The organism is Citrobacter sp. wls708 (assembly GCF_005281255.1).
GTDB classification, from domain to species: Bacteria; Pseudomonadota; Gammaproteobacteria; order Enterobacterales; family Enterobacteriaceae; genus Citrobacter; species Citrobacter werkmanii.
On record NZ_SZXE01000001.1, the window covers coordinates 1 to 15,806 of the forward strand.

12 protein-coding genes and 2 pseudogenes are annotated in these 15,806 nt (G+C 53.8%); 5 read left to right on the top strand and 9 right to left on the bottom strand.

Annotation, left to right across the window (positions count from 1 at the left end):
* Positions 1 to 171: 171 nt before the first annotated feature.
* Positions 172 to 849: an isochorismatase family protein gene (locus FDW97_RS00005; protein ID WP_032939929.1), complete on the bottom strand. Its 678-nt coding sequence runs from the start codon at positions 847 to 849 to the stop codon at positions 172 to 174.
* 16 nt (positions 850 to 865) lie between these two features.
* Positions 866 to 1,726, bottom strand: coding sequence for a pirin family protein (locus FDW97_RS00010; RefSeq protein ID WP_085049187.1), 861 nt, complete (start codon positions 1,724 to 1,726; stop codon positions 866 to 868).
* A gap of 108 nt (positions 1,727 to 1,834) precedes the next feature.
* On the opposite strand from FDW97_RS00010, the gene FDW97_RS00015 reads away from it, so the two are divergent.
* A complete protein-coding gene (locus tag FDW97_RS00015; RefSeq protein WP_069323241.1) occupies positions 1,835 to 2,746 on the top strand; it encodes a LysR family transcriptional regulator in 912 nt (303 codons plus the stop codon).
* Between the two features lie 81 nt (positions 2,747 to 2,827).
* Here the strand turns inward: FDW97_RS00015 and infA are convergent, their stop codons facing one another.
* From infA to trxB, 7 genes and pseudogenes are all read right to left on the bottom strand, one after another.
* Positions 2,828 to 3,046, bottom strand: a complete 219-nt coding sequence (gene infA, locus FDW97_RS00020; RefSeq protein ID WP_002211347.1) for a translation initiation factor IF-1 — start codon at positions 3,044 to 3,046, stop codon at positions 2,828 to 2,830.
* Positions 2,974 to 3,150: pseudogene (locus FDW97_RS23740) on the bottom strand (hypothetical protein); the annotation flags it as partial. The gene infA and the pseudogene FDW97_RS23740, both read right to left, overlap by 73 nt.
* A 40-nt stretch (positions 3,151 to 3,190) precedes the next feature.
* A pseudogene (locus FDW97_RS23745) lies at positions 3,191 to 3,331 on the bottom strand (hypothetical protein); the annotation flags it as partial.
* Entirely contained in the window at positions 3,332 to 4,036 is a 705-nt protein-coding gene (gene aat / locus FDW97_RS00030) for a leucyl/phenylalanyl-tRNA--protein transferase (RefSeq protein ID WP_038639268.1), read from the bottom strand.
* 44 nt (positions 4,037 to 4,080) lie between these two features.
* A complete protein-coding gene (gene cydC / locus FDW97_RS00035) occupies positions 4,081 to 5,802 on the bottom strand; it encodes a cysteine/glutathione ABC transporter ATP-binding protein/permease CydC (protein WP_085049188.1) in 1,722 nt (573 codons plus the stop codon).
* Complete coding sequence (cydD, locus tag FDW97_RS00040) at positions 5,803 to 7,569, bottom strand: cysteine/glutathione ABC transporter permease/ATP-binding protein CydD (protein WP_085049189.1); 1,767 nt, start codon at positions 7,567 to 7,569, stop codon at positions 5,803 to 5,805.
* Between the two features lie 114 nt (positions 7,570 to 7,683).
* Positions 7,684 to 8,652 (bottom strand): thioredoxin-disulfide reductase, encoded by a 969-nt coding sequence (gene trxB / locus FDW97_RS00045; RefSeq protein ID WP_003831889.1) that lies wholly within the window; start codon positions 8,650 to 8,652, stop codon positions 7,684 to 7,686.
* A gap of 547 nt (positions 8,653 to 9,199) precedes the next feature.
* Between trxB and lrp the strand changes: the two genes are divergently transcribed.
* From lrp to rarA, 4 genes are all read left to right on the top strand, one after another.
* Complete coding sequence (gene lrp, locus FDW97_RS00050; RefSeq protein WP_002439523.1) at positions 9,200 to 9,694, top strand: leucine-responsive transcriptional regulator Lrp; 495 nt, start codon at positions 9,200 to 9,202, stop codon at positions 9,692 to 9,694.
* A 134-nt stretch (positions 9,695 to 9,828) separates the two neighbouring features.
* Positions 9,829 to 13,689 (top strand): DNA translocase FtsK, encoded by a 3,861-nt coding sequence (locus tag FDW97_RS00055; protein ID WP_137350463.1) that lies wholly within the window; start codon positions 9,829 to 9,831, stop codon positions 13,687 to 13,689.
* A gap of 111 nt (positions 13,690 to 13,800) precedes the next feature.
* The gene (lolA, locus tag FDW97_RS00060) at positions 13,801 to 14,412 is read left to right on the top strand and encodes an outer membrane lipoprotein chaperone LolA (protein WP_085049191.1); all 612 of its coding nucleotides are present in this window, start codon (positions 13,801 to 13,803) and stop codon (positions 14,410 to 14,412) included.
* A gap of 10 nt (positions 14,413 to 14,422) precedes the next feature.
* Positions 14,423 to 15,766, top strand: coding sequence for a replication-associated recombination protein RarA (gene rarA, locus FDW97_RS00065; protein ID WP_137350464.1), 1,344 nt, complete (start codon positions 14,423 to 14,425; stop codon positions 15,764 to 15,766).
* Positions 15,767 to 15,806: the final 40 nt, after the last annotated feature.

Sequence of the window (15,806 nt, forward strand, 5' to 3'; positions counted from 1 at the left end):
TCAGCCACTCGGACACCTCACCATATTGTATTGCTGCCTGACCGCTTGGGGGGCAACGGGGCGCTACTATAGGGAGTTGCGCTAAAACGGTCAAGCAGAATTTACATGTTCACTGTTGTTTGGTTACGCAGTGTACATATTCCTCCGCCCGGACTGGCGCGGAGGATATAATTAACGCTGAGAGTCCAGTTTTTCGCCGTTGGTCACGACTTCCTGGGCTTTGCTGTAGCTTTCTATCAGCAACTGATACGCCGGGAAGACTTTGGTATACACTTCAGCCCATTCAGCGGCGTCTTCACGGTTCCATGTCCCCTGAATTTCAGAAGCGACGGCAGCGGTATCCATCGGCACGACGCCAGCCTGAACCACGCGTGCCAGGGTAATTTCCTGCGCCATTTTGCTGTAGGTGCCGGAGGCGTCGATTACCGCGAAGACCTTATAACCTTCAGCCACTGCGCTGATGGCCGGGAAAGCCATGCAGACGCTGGTGATCGTACCGGCGATAATCAGCGTCTTACGACCTGTTGCTTTTACCGCTTTAACGAAGTCTTCGTTATCCCAAGCGTTGATTTCGCCTTTACGCGCCACGTATTGTGCGTGGGGCGCATTGGCATGGATCTCAGGGATCAGCGGGCCATTAGGTCCCTGCGGTACAGACGCCGTGGTAATCACCGGCATTTTTGCCAGGGTGGCCATTTTAGCCAGCGCAGCAGCACGCGCACGCAGCTCTGGCATTGGCATATCGCCGACGGTCTGGAAAAGCCCGCTCTGATGGTCGATAAGCAGCATGACGGAATCATTCACATCGATGACCGGACGTGAACCATTAAAGTTTGCAGGACTGGACATATTCTTCTCCTTCGATTCAGATTTGGCCAAAACGGCCGGAGTTAAAATCGCGTACGGCTTCAGCGATTTCTTGTTTCGTGTTCATGACAAACGGGCCGTAACCTACAATTGGCTCGTTCAACGGTTCGCCAGACAGCAGCAGCACGATGGCATCGCTGGTGGCTTCAATGTGCAGCGTTTTCCCCTGCTGGCTTAGCACCACCAGTTGCGCTTCGCTGGCTGGCGTGGCGCCGTTTACGGTGATATTGCCTTTCAATACCACCAGCGCGGTGCTCCATCCTTCAGGCTGAGACAACGTGAGCTGATGATTACGTTGCAGTCGCATATCCCAGACGTTCAGCGGCGAAAAAGTATGTGCAGGCCCTTTGGTTTCCTCGTAGCTACCCGCAATAACGCGAACGCTTCCTGCTTCATCAGGCAGAGCAACCGTTGGGATAACATCGCTGGTGATGCTCTGATAACCCGGCGTGGCCATTTTGTCTTTTGCCGGCAGGTTGACCCACAGCTGTACCATTTCCAGTTCGCCGCCCCGACGGGTAAATTCCGGTGAATGGAACTCTTCGTGCAAAATTCCTGCACCTGCGGTCATCCACTGCACGTCGCCGGGACCGATAATGCCGCCGCGACCGGTTGAATCACGATGTTCAACTTCACCGCTGTAAACGATGGTCACCGTTTCAAAACCACGGTGAGGGTGTTCGCCGACGCCGCGCTTTTCGTTACCCGGTGTGAACGTATGCGGACCGGCGTAATCCAGCAGCAGGAATGGACTTAACTGCTCTGCATGAGACTGGTAAGAGAACATTGAGCGAACCGGAAATCCATCGCCAACCCAGTGCGGGCGAGGTGCGGTGTAGACGCCTGTTACTTGTTTCATTTGTGTCTCCTCAGTGGCGTTATCTTGATGTGAATAAGCTTATATTCATGACAGCGAATTGAGTAGTCGCTAAAATGGTCTTCACTGTCTCATTAATAGGACAATAAAATGACAAAGCCGGATCTCAATGATTTTGCCTGGTTTGTACATGTCGTAGAGGAAGGCGGATTCGCCGCGGCGGGGCGTGCGCTTGATGAACCGAAATCAAAACTGAGCCGACGTATTGCGCAACTTGAAGAGAGGTTGGGGGTTCGACTTATTCAGCGAACCACCCGCCAGTTTAACGTGACTGAAGTCGGACAAACCTTTTACGAACACTGTAAGGCGATGCTGGTGGAAGCGCAGGCGGCGCAGGATGCCATTGCGGCTTTACAGGTTGAGCCGCGTGGCGTTGTGAAGCTGACTTGTCCGGTCACCTTGTTGCATGTGCATATTGGGCCAATGCTTGCCCGATTTATGGCGCGTTATCCCGATGTATCCGTGCAGCTTGAGGCGACGAACCGTCGCGTTGATGTTATCGGTGAAGGTCTGGACGTGGCGATTCGCGTCAGACCTCGTCCATTTGAGGATAGCGACCTGGTGATGCGGGTACTTGCAGACAGGGGACACCGGTTATATGCCAGCCCGCGATTAATTGAACAAATGGGCGCGGTTAACTCCCCGGCGGAATTGACCCGTTGGCCGGGCCTGAGTCTGGCATCGGGTAAACATGTGCATCGCTGGGAGCTATTCGGCCCACAGGGCGCACGGGCGGAGGTGCATTTCACGCCGCGAATGATCACCACTGATATGCTGGCGTTACGTGAAGCCGCGATTGCCGGCGTGGGGGTTGTACAACTTCCGCAACTGATGGTGAAAGAGCAATTAGCGGCGGGTGAACTGGTGGCATTGCTCGACGGTTGGGAGCCCAAGCGGGAAATTATTCACGCAGTCTTTCCGTCTCGTCGGGGATTACTGCCCTCGGTACGCGCCCTGGTGGATTTTTTAACAGAAGAATATGCGCGGATGATTGAGGATTAAATACAGATCCTCAGCCTATAAAAAAGGCCGGTTAAACCGACCTTTTATTATCTGGACGCCATCATGGTGGCGTGAAAACAATCAGCGACTACGGAAGACAATGCGGCCTTTGCTCAGGTCGTACGGGGTCAGCTCAACAGTCACTTTGTCGCCCGTCAGGATGCGGATATAGTTTTTGCGCATTTTACCGGAGATGTGTGCAGTAACCACGTGACCGTTTTCTAACTCTACGCGGAACATGGTATTAGGTAACGTATCGAGAACGGTACCCTGCATTTCAATATTGTCTTCTTTGGCCATCTAATCCTCTGGGGTATCACTACCGTAATTTGAACCGGCAAGATAATGCCGAAGTTCTTTTAATAAGTAAAGATTTGTGCGTTTAAAACACAGCAAATCGGGTTTGGCGCATTACTCTGACCACCCACGGCAAAGCTGCACGTAAAGCGCAACGTATAAGGGAACGAGGAGATAAACGATAGGCGTTGCCTGGCGCGAACTGTTCCTTAACGGCGGCGGGGTAATGGGCTAAACCAACTCTGCGGCACAATTATAACACCCCGACAAAAAATGTGCCGAAAACATTCACCCCTGAGGCGAAAATAACGTCCTTGGTATCCAGAAATGGCTCGGTAGCCGCTGCTGACGCAGTCTGCTCAGCTGCTCAAGGTACTCCCGTCGCGGGGTTTCGATGGCGCCCAGGGATGCTGTGTGGCTATTTAACACCTGGCAGTCGATTAATTTTCCGCCCTGACGGATAAATTCCGCGCAAAAAACAAGTAGTGCGGTCTTGGACGCATTTTCCTGACGACTGAACATTGATTCGCCACAAAACAGCGTACCTTGCGCTACGCCGTACATGCCGCCGACTAATTCATTTTGTCGCCATACTTCAATTGAGTGCGCATGTCCCAGTTCGTGCAGCCGATGGTAAGCGTCCACCACATCGTGTGTGATCCAGGTGCCTTCTTCCCGATCGTTCGCACAGCCTTCAATCACCTGACCGAACGCGTAGTTGAGCGTCACACGATAAGGCGAATTTTTATGAAAGCGTTTCATGCTGCGACTGAGGTGAAAGTTCTCAGGCCAAAGAATGGCGCGCGGATCGGGTGACCACCAGAGAATAGGGTCACCGGGAGAAAACCACGGGAAAATACCGCGCTGGTAGGCCATCAACAGGCGGGCAGGGCTAAGATCGCCTCCCAGCGCCAGTAAACCGTTAGGCTCGCGTAAAGCGCCTTCCGGTGATGGGAAGGCTATAGAATGGCGGGACAGTTGCACCAGGCGCATGACAGTGAAACTCCACTACGCGAGTTTGATCGTTCAATAATAGCTTACAGACGTTGCTTAAACTGGTAATAACGCCCCTGCCTGGCTAACAGATCTGCGTGATTACCTTGCTCAATAATTTGTCCGTTGTCCATCACTATTATTTGATCGAAACGCGACAATCCGCGCAGCCGATGTGTGACCATCAGCACGGTTTTATCCCGCATCACATCGCCAATTAATTCAAGCATTTGGCTTTCTGTTGTGGCATCAAGACCTTCGGTAGGCTCATCCAGCAGCATCAGCGGGGCATCATGCAGCAAGGCGCGGGCGATAGCCAGACGGCGGAGCTCGCCGCCGGAAAGCTGACGACCGCCTTCGCCCAACCAGGCGTTGAGCCCATCGTCTTCAAGTAGTTTTTCCAGACCGACGCGGCGCAGGATCGCGGATAATGCTTCATCGCTGGCGTGCGGAGCTGCCAGCAGCAGGTTATCGCGAAGCGTAGCGCTAAACAGATGTACGCGCTGTGGCACGACGCTGATGATTTGGCGCAACGTGGCTTCATTCAGGGCTGAAAGCGGTCGATCGTTAATCAGGATTTCGCCACTCTGTGGATCCCATGCGCGGGTCAGCAATTGCAGCAACGTTGACTTTCCGCAGCCGGTGCGACCTAAAATAGCGATGTGCTCACCGGGTTTTGCCAGTAAAGAAAGGGTGTCGAGTGCTTTTTGTGTCTGCCCCGGATAGCTGAATGAGACCTCACGCAGGGTAAGAGTGAGCTGCTCAGAAACCGGAGATTCGGTATCCGGGAAGGTGACTTCTGGCTGCTGTTCGGTCAGTTCGGTGATGCGTAATGCAGAGGCGATAACCTGGCCGAGATGCTGAAACGCGCCGGTGACAGGCGCTAATGCCTCAAACGCAGCCAGCGCACAGAAGACAAACAGCGCGATTAGCGCGCCTGGCTGGGTATTTCCGCCCACGTCGCCTGAGGCCATCCATAACATCATAATCACCGCCAGCGCGCCGATTAACAGCATGATCGCCTGCGACAGTGCCGTTAATTCGGACTGACGTCGCTGCGCTTCATGCCACTGCAATTCGGTGGCTTCCATTTGAGCCCGGTAGCGTTCACTGGCGCCGAAGATAGTTAATTCAGCCTGGCCCTGCAGCCAGGAGGTTACTTGCTGACGATATTGCCCACGCAAATGCGTCAGGTTTTGCCCGGTACTTTTACCGGCCTGATAAAAGAGTGGGGGCAGAATGAATAAGGTCAGCAGCATAATGCCGCCGAGGGTGACAGCCAGCGTGAAATCGAGAACGCTCAGTCCCAGCGTGACCACCATGATGACGACAAACGCTCCCACCAGCGGAGACAGAACGCGTAAATAAAGATGATCGAGCGTGTCGACATCAGCGACGACGCGGTTAAGTAATTCACCTTGTCTATAGCGGGACAGGCCAGCAGGGGAGAGCGGTAGCAGCTTGCTGAAGGTATAAATACGCAGGTGTTGCAGCACTCGGAACGTGGCGTCGTGACTGACCAGGCGCTCGAAATAACGGCCTGCGGTTCGGGTGATTGCCGCACCACGTACGCCCGCGGCGGGGAGCATATAGTTAAAACTGTAAATTCCAGTGACGCCCACCACCGCAGAAGCAGACAGGAACCAACCTGAGAGCGTCAGCAAGCCAATACTGGCCAGCAGCGTAACGATCGCCAGAACGATGCCCAGCGTTAACATCCATTTGTGACGTTTATACAGCGTCAGATAGGGTAGCAAAGCGCGCATTTAGATATCCTCCTGACGATGAGCCAGTAGTGTTGCAAAAGCACCGTCGGCAGCGCTAAGTTCAGCCCAGCTACCTTGTTCAACGATCTGACCATCCTGCATGACCCAGATAGCGTCCCAGTCGGCAAGATCTTCAAGCTGGTGCGTCACCATCAGCGTGGTCTGGCGGCGCGATGCTGCGTTCAATGCCTGCATCACGCGTTGTTCACTGTGGGCATCAAGGCTGGCTGCGGGTTCGTCCAGCAGAAGCAACTGACACGGATTAAGTAACGCGCGCGCCACGGCCACGCGCTGCGCTTGACCAACAGAAAGTCGGGCCGCCTGATCGCCGACTGGCGTATCTACGCCCTGCGGCAGCAGCGGTAAAAACTCGCTCACCCAGGCGCTGTCGAGTGCGGCCTGAAGCTGTTCTTCACTGGCATCGGGCCGTGCCAGCAGTACGTTTTCGCGTAACGTGGCGGCAGGAAGCTGCGGGTTTTGCCCAACCCACGATAGCTGTTTGCGCCAGGAATCAGGCGACAGGTCGCGTAGTTCAAAACCGTTAATCCGCAGCGACCCTTGATAAGAAAGAAAGCCGGACAGAACATTCAGCAGCGAACTTTTTCCCGAGCCGCTACGTCCCACCACCACCGCACGCTGGCCTGCTGCCAGGGTAAAGTTGAGCGGTCCCGCAAGCACTTTTCCTTCCGGTGAGGTAATGACCAGACCTGCAGCCTCAATTGAAACGGCATCTTTCGTCGCCAGCTCAATCTCACCACGCTCAGGGTGCGCCAGCGGGGTTTCCATAAAGGTTTTCAGACTGTCTGCGGCTCCAACGGCTTGCGCTTTGGCGTGATAAAACGTCCCGAGATCGCGCAGGGGTTGGAAAAACTCCGGTGCCAGAATGAGCGCCAGAAAACCGGACGCCAGCGTGACGCCCATACCGTAGTGGCCGAAGTCGAGCTCGCCGAGGTAGGAAAAACCGAAGTAAACCGCGACCAGAGCGATAGACAACGACGTAAAGAACTCGAGGACCCCGGATGACAGGAATGCCAGGCGCAGGACTTCCATCGTACGCTGGCGGAAATCCTGTGATGCTGCGCGAATACTTTCTGTTTCGGCTTCACCGCGGCCAAATATTCTCAGCGTTTCCATACCCCGGAGGCGATCGAGAAAATGACCGCTTAGTCGAGCAAGCGCCTGAAAGTTGCGGCGGTTAGCGTCGGCTGCGCCCATACCGACCATCGCCATAAACAGAGGGATTAGCGGGGCGGTTCCGAGCAGAATAAGAGCGGCTACCCAGTTTGACGGAAAAACGGCCGCCACAATCAACAGGGGAACGCATACGGCCAGCGCCATTTGCGGCAGATAACGCGCATAGTAGTCATGCATATCGTCAATCTGCTCGAGGATCAGGGTCGCCCAGCTCCCGGCTGGTTTACCCTGTATCCAGGCCGGACCCGCCTGTTGCAGGCGATCGAGAACCTGGCGACGAATCTCAAAGCGAATATGTTGCCCGGCGTGAAACCCGACGCGTTCGCGCAACCAGACGACCCATGCGCGCAGGATGAAAACCAAAATCAGCACGATGAAAGGGAGCAGAAGCGCTTCCCGGGGGATATTGCCCATGATCATATGGTCCAGAATTCGGGCCATGAGCCAGGCCTGAGCGACAATTAACAGGCCGCTCACGAATCCCAGCAGGCGTGAAATGTTCAGCCATCGTTGGGATATTACACTTTGCTGTTTTAACCAGCGGGTCAGCTCTTTTTGACGGGTTTTATTCATTGCACGCTTAGCAGGTGAGTTATTGGAATTTTTGGGCAGGACAATGTTACAACGAGGCAAAAATAAAGGCGACTTATAGTCGCCTTTTTTACTTTTGTTACTGATTTGTAAAACTTATTTGCAAGCGTCTGCCAGACCGTCGAGATAACGTTCTGCGTCAAGCGCAGCCATACAACCCGTGCCAGCAGAAGTGATCGCCTGGCGATAAATATGGTCCATCACGTCACCCGCTGCGAAGACGCCTGGAATGCTGGTTTGCGTCGCATTGCCGTGAATACCGGACTGAACTTTGATGTAGCCGTTTTCCAGTTCGAGCTGACCGTCGAAAATGGCGGTATTCGGGCTGTGACCGATGGCGACAAACAATCCCGCAACGTCAAGTGATTCAACGTTGTCAGTATTTTGCGTATCGCGCAGACGCAGTCCGGTTACGCCCATTTGATCGCCAGTCACTTCTTCCAGCGTACGGTGCGTATGCAGCACGATGTTGCCGTTTTCCACTTTATCCATCAACCGCTTGATAAGAATTTTCTCAGCACGGAAGCTGTCGCGACGGTGAATCAAATGTACTTCAGACGCGATATTTGCCAGATACAACGCTTCTTCAACAGCGGTATTGCCACCGCCGATCACCGCAACTTTTTGGTTACGGTAGAAGAAACCGTCGCAGGTGGCGCAAGCGGAAACGCCGCGGCCTTTAAATGCTTCCTCTGAAGGCAAGCCCAGGTAGCGTGCGGACGCGCCAGTGGCGATGATCAATGCGTCACAGGTGTATTCACCGCTGTCGCCGGTCAGACGGAAAGGGCGGTTTTGCAGATCAACTTTGCTGATGTGATCAAAAATGATTTCTGTCTCAAATTTGGTCGCATGTTCGTGCATACGTTCCATCAGCAATGGGCCAGTAAGATCGTGCGGATCGCCAGGCCAGTTTTCCACTTCTGTTGTTGTGGTCAGCTGACCACCTTTTTCCATACCGGTAATCAGTACCGGTTGCAGGTTAGCGCGCGCAGCGTAGACCGCAGCGGTATATCCCGCAGGGCCTGAGCCCAGAATAAGAAGTTTACTGTGTTTGGTTGCGCCCATGAGATCCCCATAGTTGTTGGCAGGCAATGAGCAGGATTGTAGGGAATTTACAGGCGTAAAAAAAGAGTATGGCGATTTTGTTAACAATATGTGTAATAGCGGAGACCGATGAACGACAGATTGAGTCGTAATACTATAACGATTTCTACTTAAAATCGGTCAGTTATAAGGTGATAAAATGACGAATTTCCATCACTGCGACTGAATAACTGGCATGTTGTACTAAAAATCGATGTTTTGCTTTGACAATCCCCTGCTGTTTTGCGAAAACATTCAAGGAAGAAAAAAACTGTGTCATGTATGTGCTGCATAATCATGCATGTAGATACCATGTTTACCGTGTTAGCGAAATCTACGCATGGTGTGGACAGATGCCATTCGTGATGTCGATAGCCGCCGACAGGCAACGGTCTTCTCACCATAAACCCAGACATTGCAAGCCGTAAATCCCTCTGGGCTGCGGTTTATTTTGATGGGGAGCGACTCTGAACAGTGATGTTAGTAGAGTCAGGCAGGAGTAGGGAAGGAATACAGAGAGACAATAATAATGGTAGATAGTAAGAAGCGCCCTGGCAAAGATCTCGACCGTATTGATCGTAACATTCTTAATGAGCTGCAAAAGGATGGGCGTATTTCTAACGTCGAGCTTTCTAAACGTGTGGGACTTTCACCGACGCCCTGCCTTGAGCGTGTGCGTCGGTTGGAAAGGCAGGGTTTCATTCAGGGCTATACAGCGCTGTTAAACCCACATTATCTGGATGCATCACTTCTGGTTTTTGTTGAGATAACTCTGAATCGTGGCGCCCCGGATGTGTTTGAACAATTTAACTCTGCAGTACAAAAACTTGAAGAAATTCAAGAGTGTCATTTAGTTTCCGGTGATTTCGACTATTTGCTGAAAACACGCGTACCGGATATGTCAGCATACCGTAAGCTGCTGGGGGAAACCCTGCTGCGTCTGCCTGGCGTAAATGACACACGTACTTATGTAGTAATGGAAGAAGTCAAACAGAGCAATCGTCTGGTAATTAAGACGCGCTAACACGGAACAGGTGCAAAATCGACGCAGTTTGATTACACTCCTGTTAATCCATACAGCAACAGTGCCGGGGCAACCCGGTGCTGTTGTCCGTTTTAGCATCGGGCAGGAAAAGCCTGAAACCTGGAGAGCCGTTTTTGAGCCAGGAATACACTGAAGACAAAGACGTCACATTGACGAAGTTAAGCAGCGGGCGCCGACTTCTGGAAGCGCTACTGATCCTTATTGCCCTTTTTGCCGTCTGGTTGATGGCTGCCTTACTCAGCTTTAACCCTTCGGATCCCAGTTGGTCGCAAACCGCATGGCATGAACCTATCCATAACCTGGGAGGCATTCCCGGTGCATGGCTGGCGGACACGCTGTTCTTTATTTTTGGCGTCATGGCCTACACCATTCCGGTCATTATTGTCGGCGGCTGCTGGTTTGCCTGGCGACACCAGGCCAGCGACGAATACGTCGATTATTTTGCTGTTTCATTGCGCATTATTGGCGTTCTGGCCCTGATCCTCACCTCCTGCGGGCTGGCCGCTATTAACGCCGATGACATCTGGTATTTCGCCTCTGGCGGGGTGATTGGCAGCCTGCTCAGCACTACGCTGCAGCCATTACTGCACAGTAGCGGCGGTACGCTTACGCTTTTGTGCATCTGGGCTGCGGGATTAACGCTGTTTACCGGCTGGTCATGGGTGAGCATTGCGGAAAAACTGGGTGGCTGGTTACTTAATATCCTGACATTTGCCAGCAACCGTACCCGCCGCGACGATACCTGGGTCGATGACGAAGAATATGAAGATGAAGAAGAGTTTGTCGACGCCGCTGATGGTAAACCCCATGAATCGCGTCGGGCTCGAATTCTGCGCGGTGCGTTAGCGCGCCGTAAACGCCTGGCTGAGAAATTTACCAATCCGCTGGGCCGTCATACTGATGCTGCGCTGTTCTCCGGCAAACGCATGGATGATGAAGACGACATTGAATACAGCGCCCGTGGCGTGGTCGCCGATCCGAACGATGTGCTGTTTTCCGGTAATCGGGCAACATTGCCTGAATACGACGAACTCGATCCACTGCTGAACGGTCATTCGGTGACAGAGCCGGTAGCTGCCGCAGCAGCAGCCACAACGGCATCTCAGGCCTGGAGCGCGCCGGTTGATCCGCTGTTGCAAACGTCGCCAGTTACCAGCACCGTTATGGAACAATCGACGCCAGCCGTTGCCTGGCAATCCGCGCCTGGCCCGCAAACCGGTGATGCGGTGATTGCGCCTGCGCCTGAAGGTTATCCGCAGTCAGCCGAATATGCTCAGCCTGCGGTGCAGCAGCCGTATGAGCCATGGCAACAGCCGGTTGCACAGGAGAATCCTCAGCCGGAATATTACGCACCGCAAACGTCTGAACCGGTGTATGCGCAACCCGCCGCGCCGCAGCCGCAGGAATTCACCGCGCAGCAAAACTGGCAGCCGGAACCTGTTTATCAGCCGGAGCCTGAGCCGCAACCGGTCTATCAGCAGGAGCCTGGCTTCCAACAACCTTCCGCGTTCCAGCAACCGGTGGTTGAACAACCTTCTGTAGTGGAACCTGAGCCAGTTGTTGAGGAGACGAAACCCTCTCGTCCACCGCTCTACTATTTTGAAGAAGTCGAAGAGAAACGAGCGCGCGAGCGTGAGCAGTTGGCCGCCTGGTATCAGCCTATTCCAGAACCCGCTCAGGAGCCTGAGCGTGTTAAGCCGTCTATGCCATCTATGCCGACGGCTGCCTCCATTCCGCCCGTTGAGTCTGTTGCTGCCGTTGCGCCGCTGGCTGCCGGGGTGAAAAGCGCCGCTTCTGGGGCAAGTGCCGCTGCCGCAGCACCTGTGTTTAGCCTTGCGGGTAGCGGTGCGCCGCGTCCGCAGGTGAAAGAAGGAATTGGCCCGCAACTGCCGCGCCCGAATCGTGTGCGCGTGCCTACTCGTCGGGAGTTAGCATCGTATGGCATAAAACTGCCGTCACAGCGTATGGCTGAAGAGAAAGCTCGCGAAGAGCAGCTTGATACCAATGCGTACAGCGACGATGAAATTGATGCAATGCAGCAGGATGAGCTGGCACGTCAGTTTGCCCAGTCTCAGCAGCACCGTTATGGCGATGATTATCAGGACGATACCCATCAGACTGATGACGAAGATTTGGCCGCAGAAGCGGAACTGGCTCGCCAGTTTGCCTCGTCCCAGCAGCAGCGCTATTCCGGCGAACAGCCTGCCGGGGCCAATCCGTTCTCGCTTGATGACTTTGAATTTTCGCCAATGAAAACGCTGGTGGATGACGGTCCGCATGAGCCGCTGTTTACGCCAGGCGTGATGCCGGAGCCTGCGCCGCTGCACCAGGAACCAGTCGCACCGCAGCAGCATTACCAGCAGCCGGCACAGCCTGTCGCACCGCAGCAGCATTACCAGCAGCCAGCACAGCCTGTTACACCGCCGCCGCAGTATAGCCTGATCCATCCACTCTTGATGCGTAACGGCGACAGTCGTCCGGTTCAGCGTCCGAGTACGCCGCTGCCATCGTTAGATCTGCTCACACCGCCGCCGAGTGAAGTTGAGCCGATTGATACTTTTGCACTGGAACAAATGGCGCGTCTGGTGGAAGCGCGTCTGGCGGACTTCCGTATTAAAGCTGATGTAGTGAACTACTCTCCAGGGCCGGTCATTACCCGTTTTGAACTAAACCTGGCACCAGGGGTTAAAGCGGCGCGCATTTCCAACCTGTCACGAGATCTGGCGCGTTCGTTGTCGACCGCTGCGGTCCGCGTGGTCGAAGTCATTCCTGGCAAACCGTATGTCGGACTGGAATTACCGAATAAAAAACGTCAAACCGTTTATCTGCGCGAAGTGTTAGATAACGCTAAATTCCGTGATAACTCGTCTCCGTTGACTGTGGTGCTGGGTAAAGATATTGCGGGCGAACCGGTTGTTGCCGATCTGGCGAAAATGCCGCACCTGCTGGTGGCAGGGACTACCGGTTCCGGTAAGTCTGTTGGGGTGAATGCCATGATCCTCAGCATGTTGTATAAGGCGCAGCCAGAAGACGTTCGCTTTATCATGATTGACCCTAAAATGCTGGAGCTGTCGGTTTATGAAGGCATTCCGCATCTGCTGACTGAAGTTGTGACCGACATGAAAGATGCTGCCAACGCTTTGCGCTGGAGCGTCAATGAAATGGAACGTCGCTACAAACTGATGTCGGCGCTCGGCGTACGTAACCTTGCCGGTTATAACGAGAAAATCGCCGAAGCAGCTCGTATGGGACGTCCAATCCCGGACCCGTACTGGAAGCCGGGCGACAGCATGGACGTTCAGCATCCAGTGCTGGAAAAACTGCCGTATATCGTTGTTCTGGTGGATGAATTCGCCGATCTAATGATGACCGTAGGTAAGAAAGTGGAAGAACTGATTGCACGTCTGGCGCAAAAAGCGCGTGCGGCGGGGATCCACCTGGTGCTGGCAACCCAGCGACCATCCGTTGACGTCATTACCGGTCTGATTAAAGCGAATATCCCAACGCGTATTGCCTTTACCGTGTCCAGCAAAATTGACTCGCGTACTATCCTTGATCAGGGCGGCGCGGAATCGCTGCTGGGGATGGGCGATATGCTCTATTCGGCGCCGAACTCGACGATTCCTGTGCGTGTACACGGTGCCTTTGTTCGTGACGAAGAAGTTCATGCGGTGGTTCAGGACTGGAAAGCGCGCGGTCGTCCACAATATGTTGATGGCATTACCTCAGACAGCGAAAGCGAAGGTGGCGCTGGCGGCTTTGATGGTGGCGAAGAGTTAGATCCGTTGTTCGATCAGGCGGTGAACTTTGTTACCCAAAAACGCAAAGCTTCCATCTCCGGTGTTCAACGACAGTTCCGTATCGGCTACAACCGAGCGGCGCGCATCATCGAACAGATGGAAGCGCAGGGAATTGTCAGTGAGCAAGGGCATAATGGTAATCGTGAAGTGTTGGCTCCGCCGCCCTTCGATTGATTGCAAAGTTAAGTAATTCAGTATTATCTACTTTCCTCATGCTGTTTTTTGGCCTGAAATGGATAGCAGAGGGATCTCCCCGTTGGGAGTGACGTATTTTGAGGAATAACGATGAAAAGAATCGCAATCACCTGTGCATTACTGTCGAGCTTTGTAGTGAGCAGCGTCTGGGCTGATGCTGCCAGCGACCTGAAAAGCCGCCTGGATAAAGTCAGTAGCTTCCATGCCAGCTTTACGCAAAAGGTTACGGACGGTAGCGGTGCGGCAGTGCAGGAGGGTCAGGGTGATTTATGGGTTAAACGTCCTAATCTGTTTAACTGGCACATGACGCAGCCTGACGAGAGCATCCTGGTCTCTGATGGTAAAACGCTGTGGTTCTTTAACCCGTTTGTTGAACAAGCTACTGCAACCTGGCTGAAAGACGCCACCGGCAACACGCCGTTCATGTTGATTGCGCGTAACCAGGCCAGCGACTGGCAGCAGTACAACATTAAGCAAAACGGCGATGATTTCGTGCTGACGCCGAAAACCAGCAACGGAAACCTGAAACAGTTTACGATCAATGTTGGGCGTGACGGGACGATCCATCAGTTTAGCGCCGTTGAGCAAGACGATCAGCGCAGCAGCTATCAGCTGAAATCGCAGCAGAATGGCGCGATTGAACCATCTAAATTCACCTTTACCCCGCCACAAGGTGTAACGGTTGACGATCAACGTAAGTAGAGGCGTGTGAGTGAGCAATCTGTCGCTCGACTTTTCTGATAATACCTTTCAGCCACTGGCCGCGCGTATGCGGCCAGAAAATTTAGCGCAGTATATCGGCCAGCAGCATCTGCTGGCTACCGGTAAGCCTTTGCCCCGCGCCATTGAGGCCGGGCACCTGCACTCTATGATTTTATGGGGACCGCCGGGAACGGGTAAAACCACCCTTGCCGAAGTTATTGCCCGTTACGCTAACGCCGATGTTGAACGAATTTCGGCGGTCACCTCTGGCGTAAAAGAAATTCGTGAAGCGATTGAGCGTGCGCGTCAGAACCGTAACGCTGGCCGACGCACAATACTGTTTGTGGACGAAGTCCATCGATTTAATAAAAGCCAGCAGGATGCGTTTTTACCGCATATTGAAGACGGTACAATTACGTTTATTGGCGCTACCACCGAAAACCCCTCGTTTGAATTGAATTCGGCGCTGCTGTCGCGGGCACGCGTTTATTTGCTGAAATCGTTAACCACCGATGATATTGAACAGGTGCTTGACCAGGCGATGTCTGACAAAGCGCGTGGCTACGGCGATCAGGATATTGTTCTGCCACAAGAGACGCGTCGGGCGATTGCTGAACTGGTTAATGGTGATGCGCGGCGGGCGCTGAATACGCTGGAAATGATGGCCGATATGGCCGAAGTTGATGATTCCGGCAAGCGCGTATTGAAAGCGGAATTGCTGACCGAAATTGCCGGTGAACGCAGCGCGCGCTTTGATAATAAAGGCGATCGCTTTTACGATCTCATCTCCGCCTTACACAAGTCGGTACGTGGTAGCGCGCCGGATGCGGCGCTCTACTGGTATGCGCGAATCATTTCCGCTGGTGGCGATCCGCTGTACGTTGCCCGTCGCTGCCTGGCGATTGCCTCTGAAGATGTGGGCAACGCAGATCCTCGCGCTATGCAGGTGGCGATTTCCGCGTGGGATTGTTTCACTCGCGTGGGACCCGCGGAAGGCGAGCGGGCAATCGCTCAGGCGATCGTCTATCTGGCCTGTGCGCCGAAGAGTAACGCGGTTTACACCGCCTTTAAAGCCGCGCTGGCCGACGCCCGTGAACGTCCGGATTACGACGTTCCCGTTCACCTGCGCAATGCGCCGACTAAGCTGATGAAAGAGATGGGCTACGGTCAGGAGTATCGTTACGCGCATGATGAACCAAATGCCTATGCCGCCGGAGAAGAGTACTTCCCCCAGGAAATGGCACAAACGCGCTATTATCGCCCCACAAACAGAGGTCTTGAAGGCAAGATTGGCGAAAAGCTCGCCTGGCTCGCCGGACAGGATCAAAATAGCCCTATAAAACGCTACCGTTAGTGTTATCGTTGCGGTAATGTTGTCTCTGTATCCCTGTGAC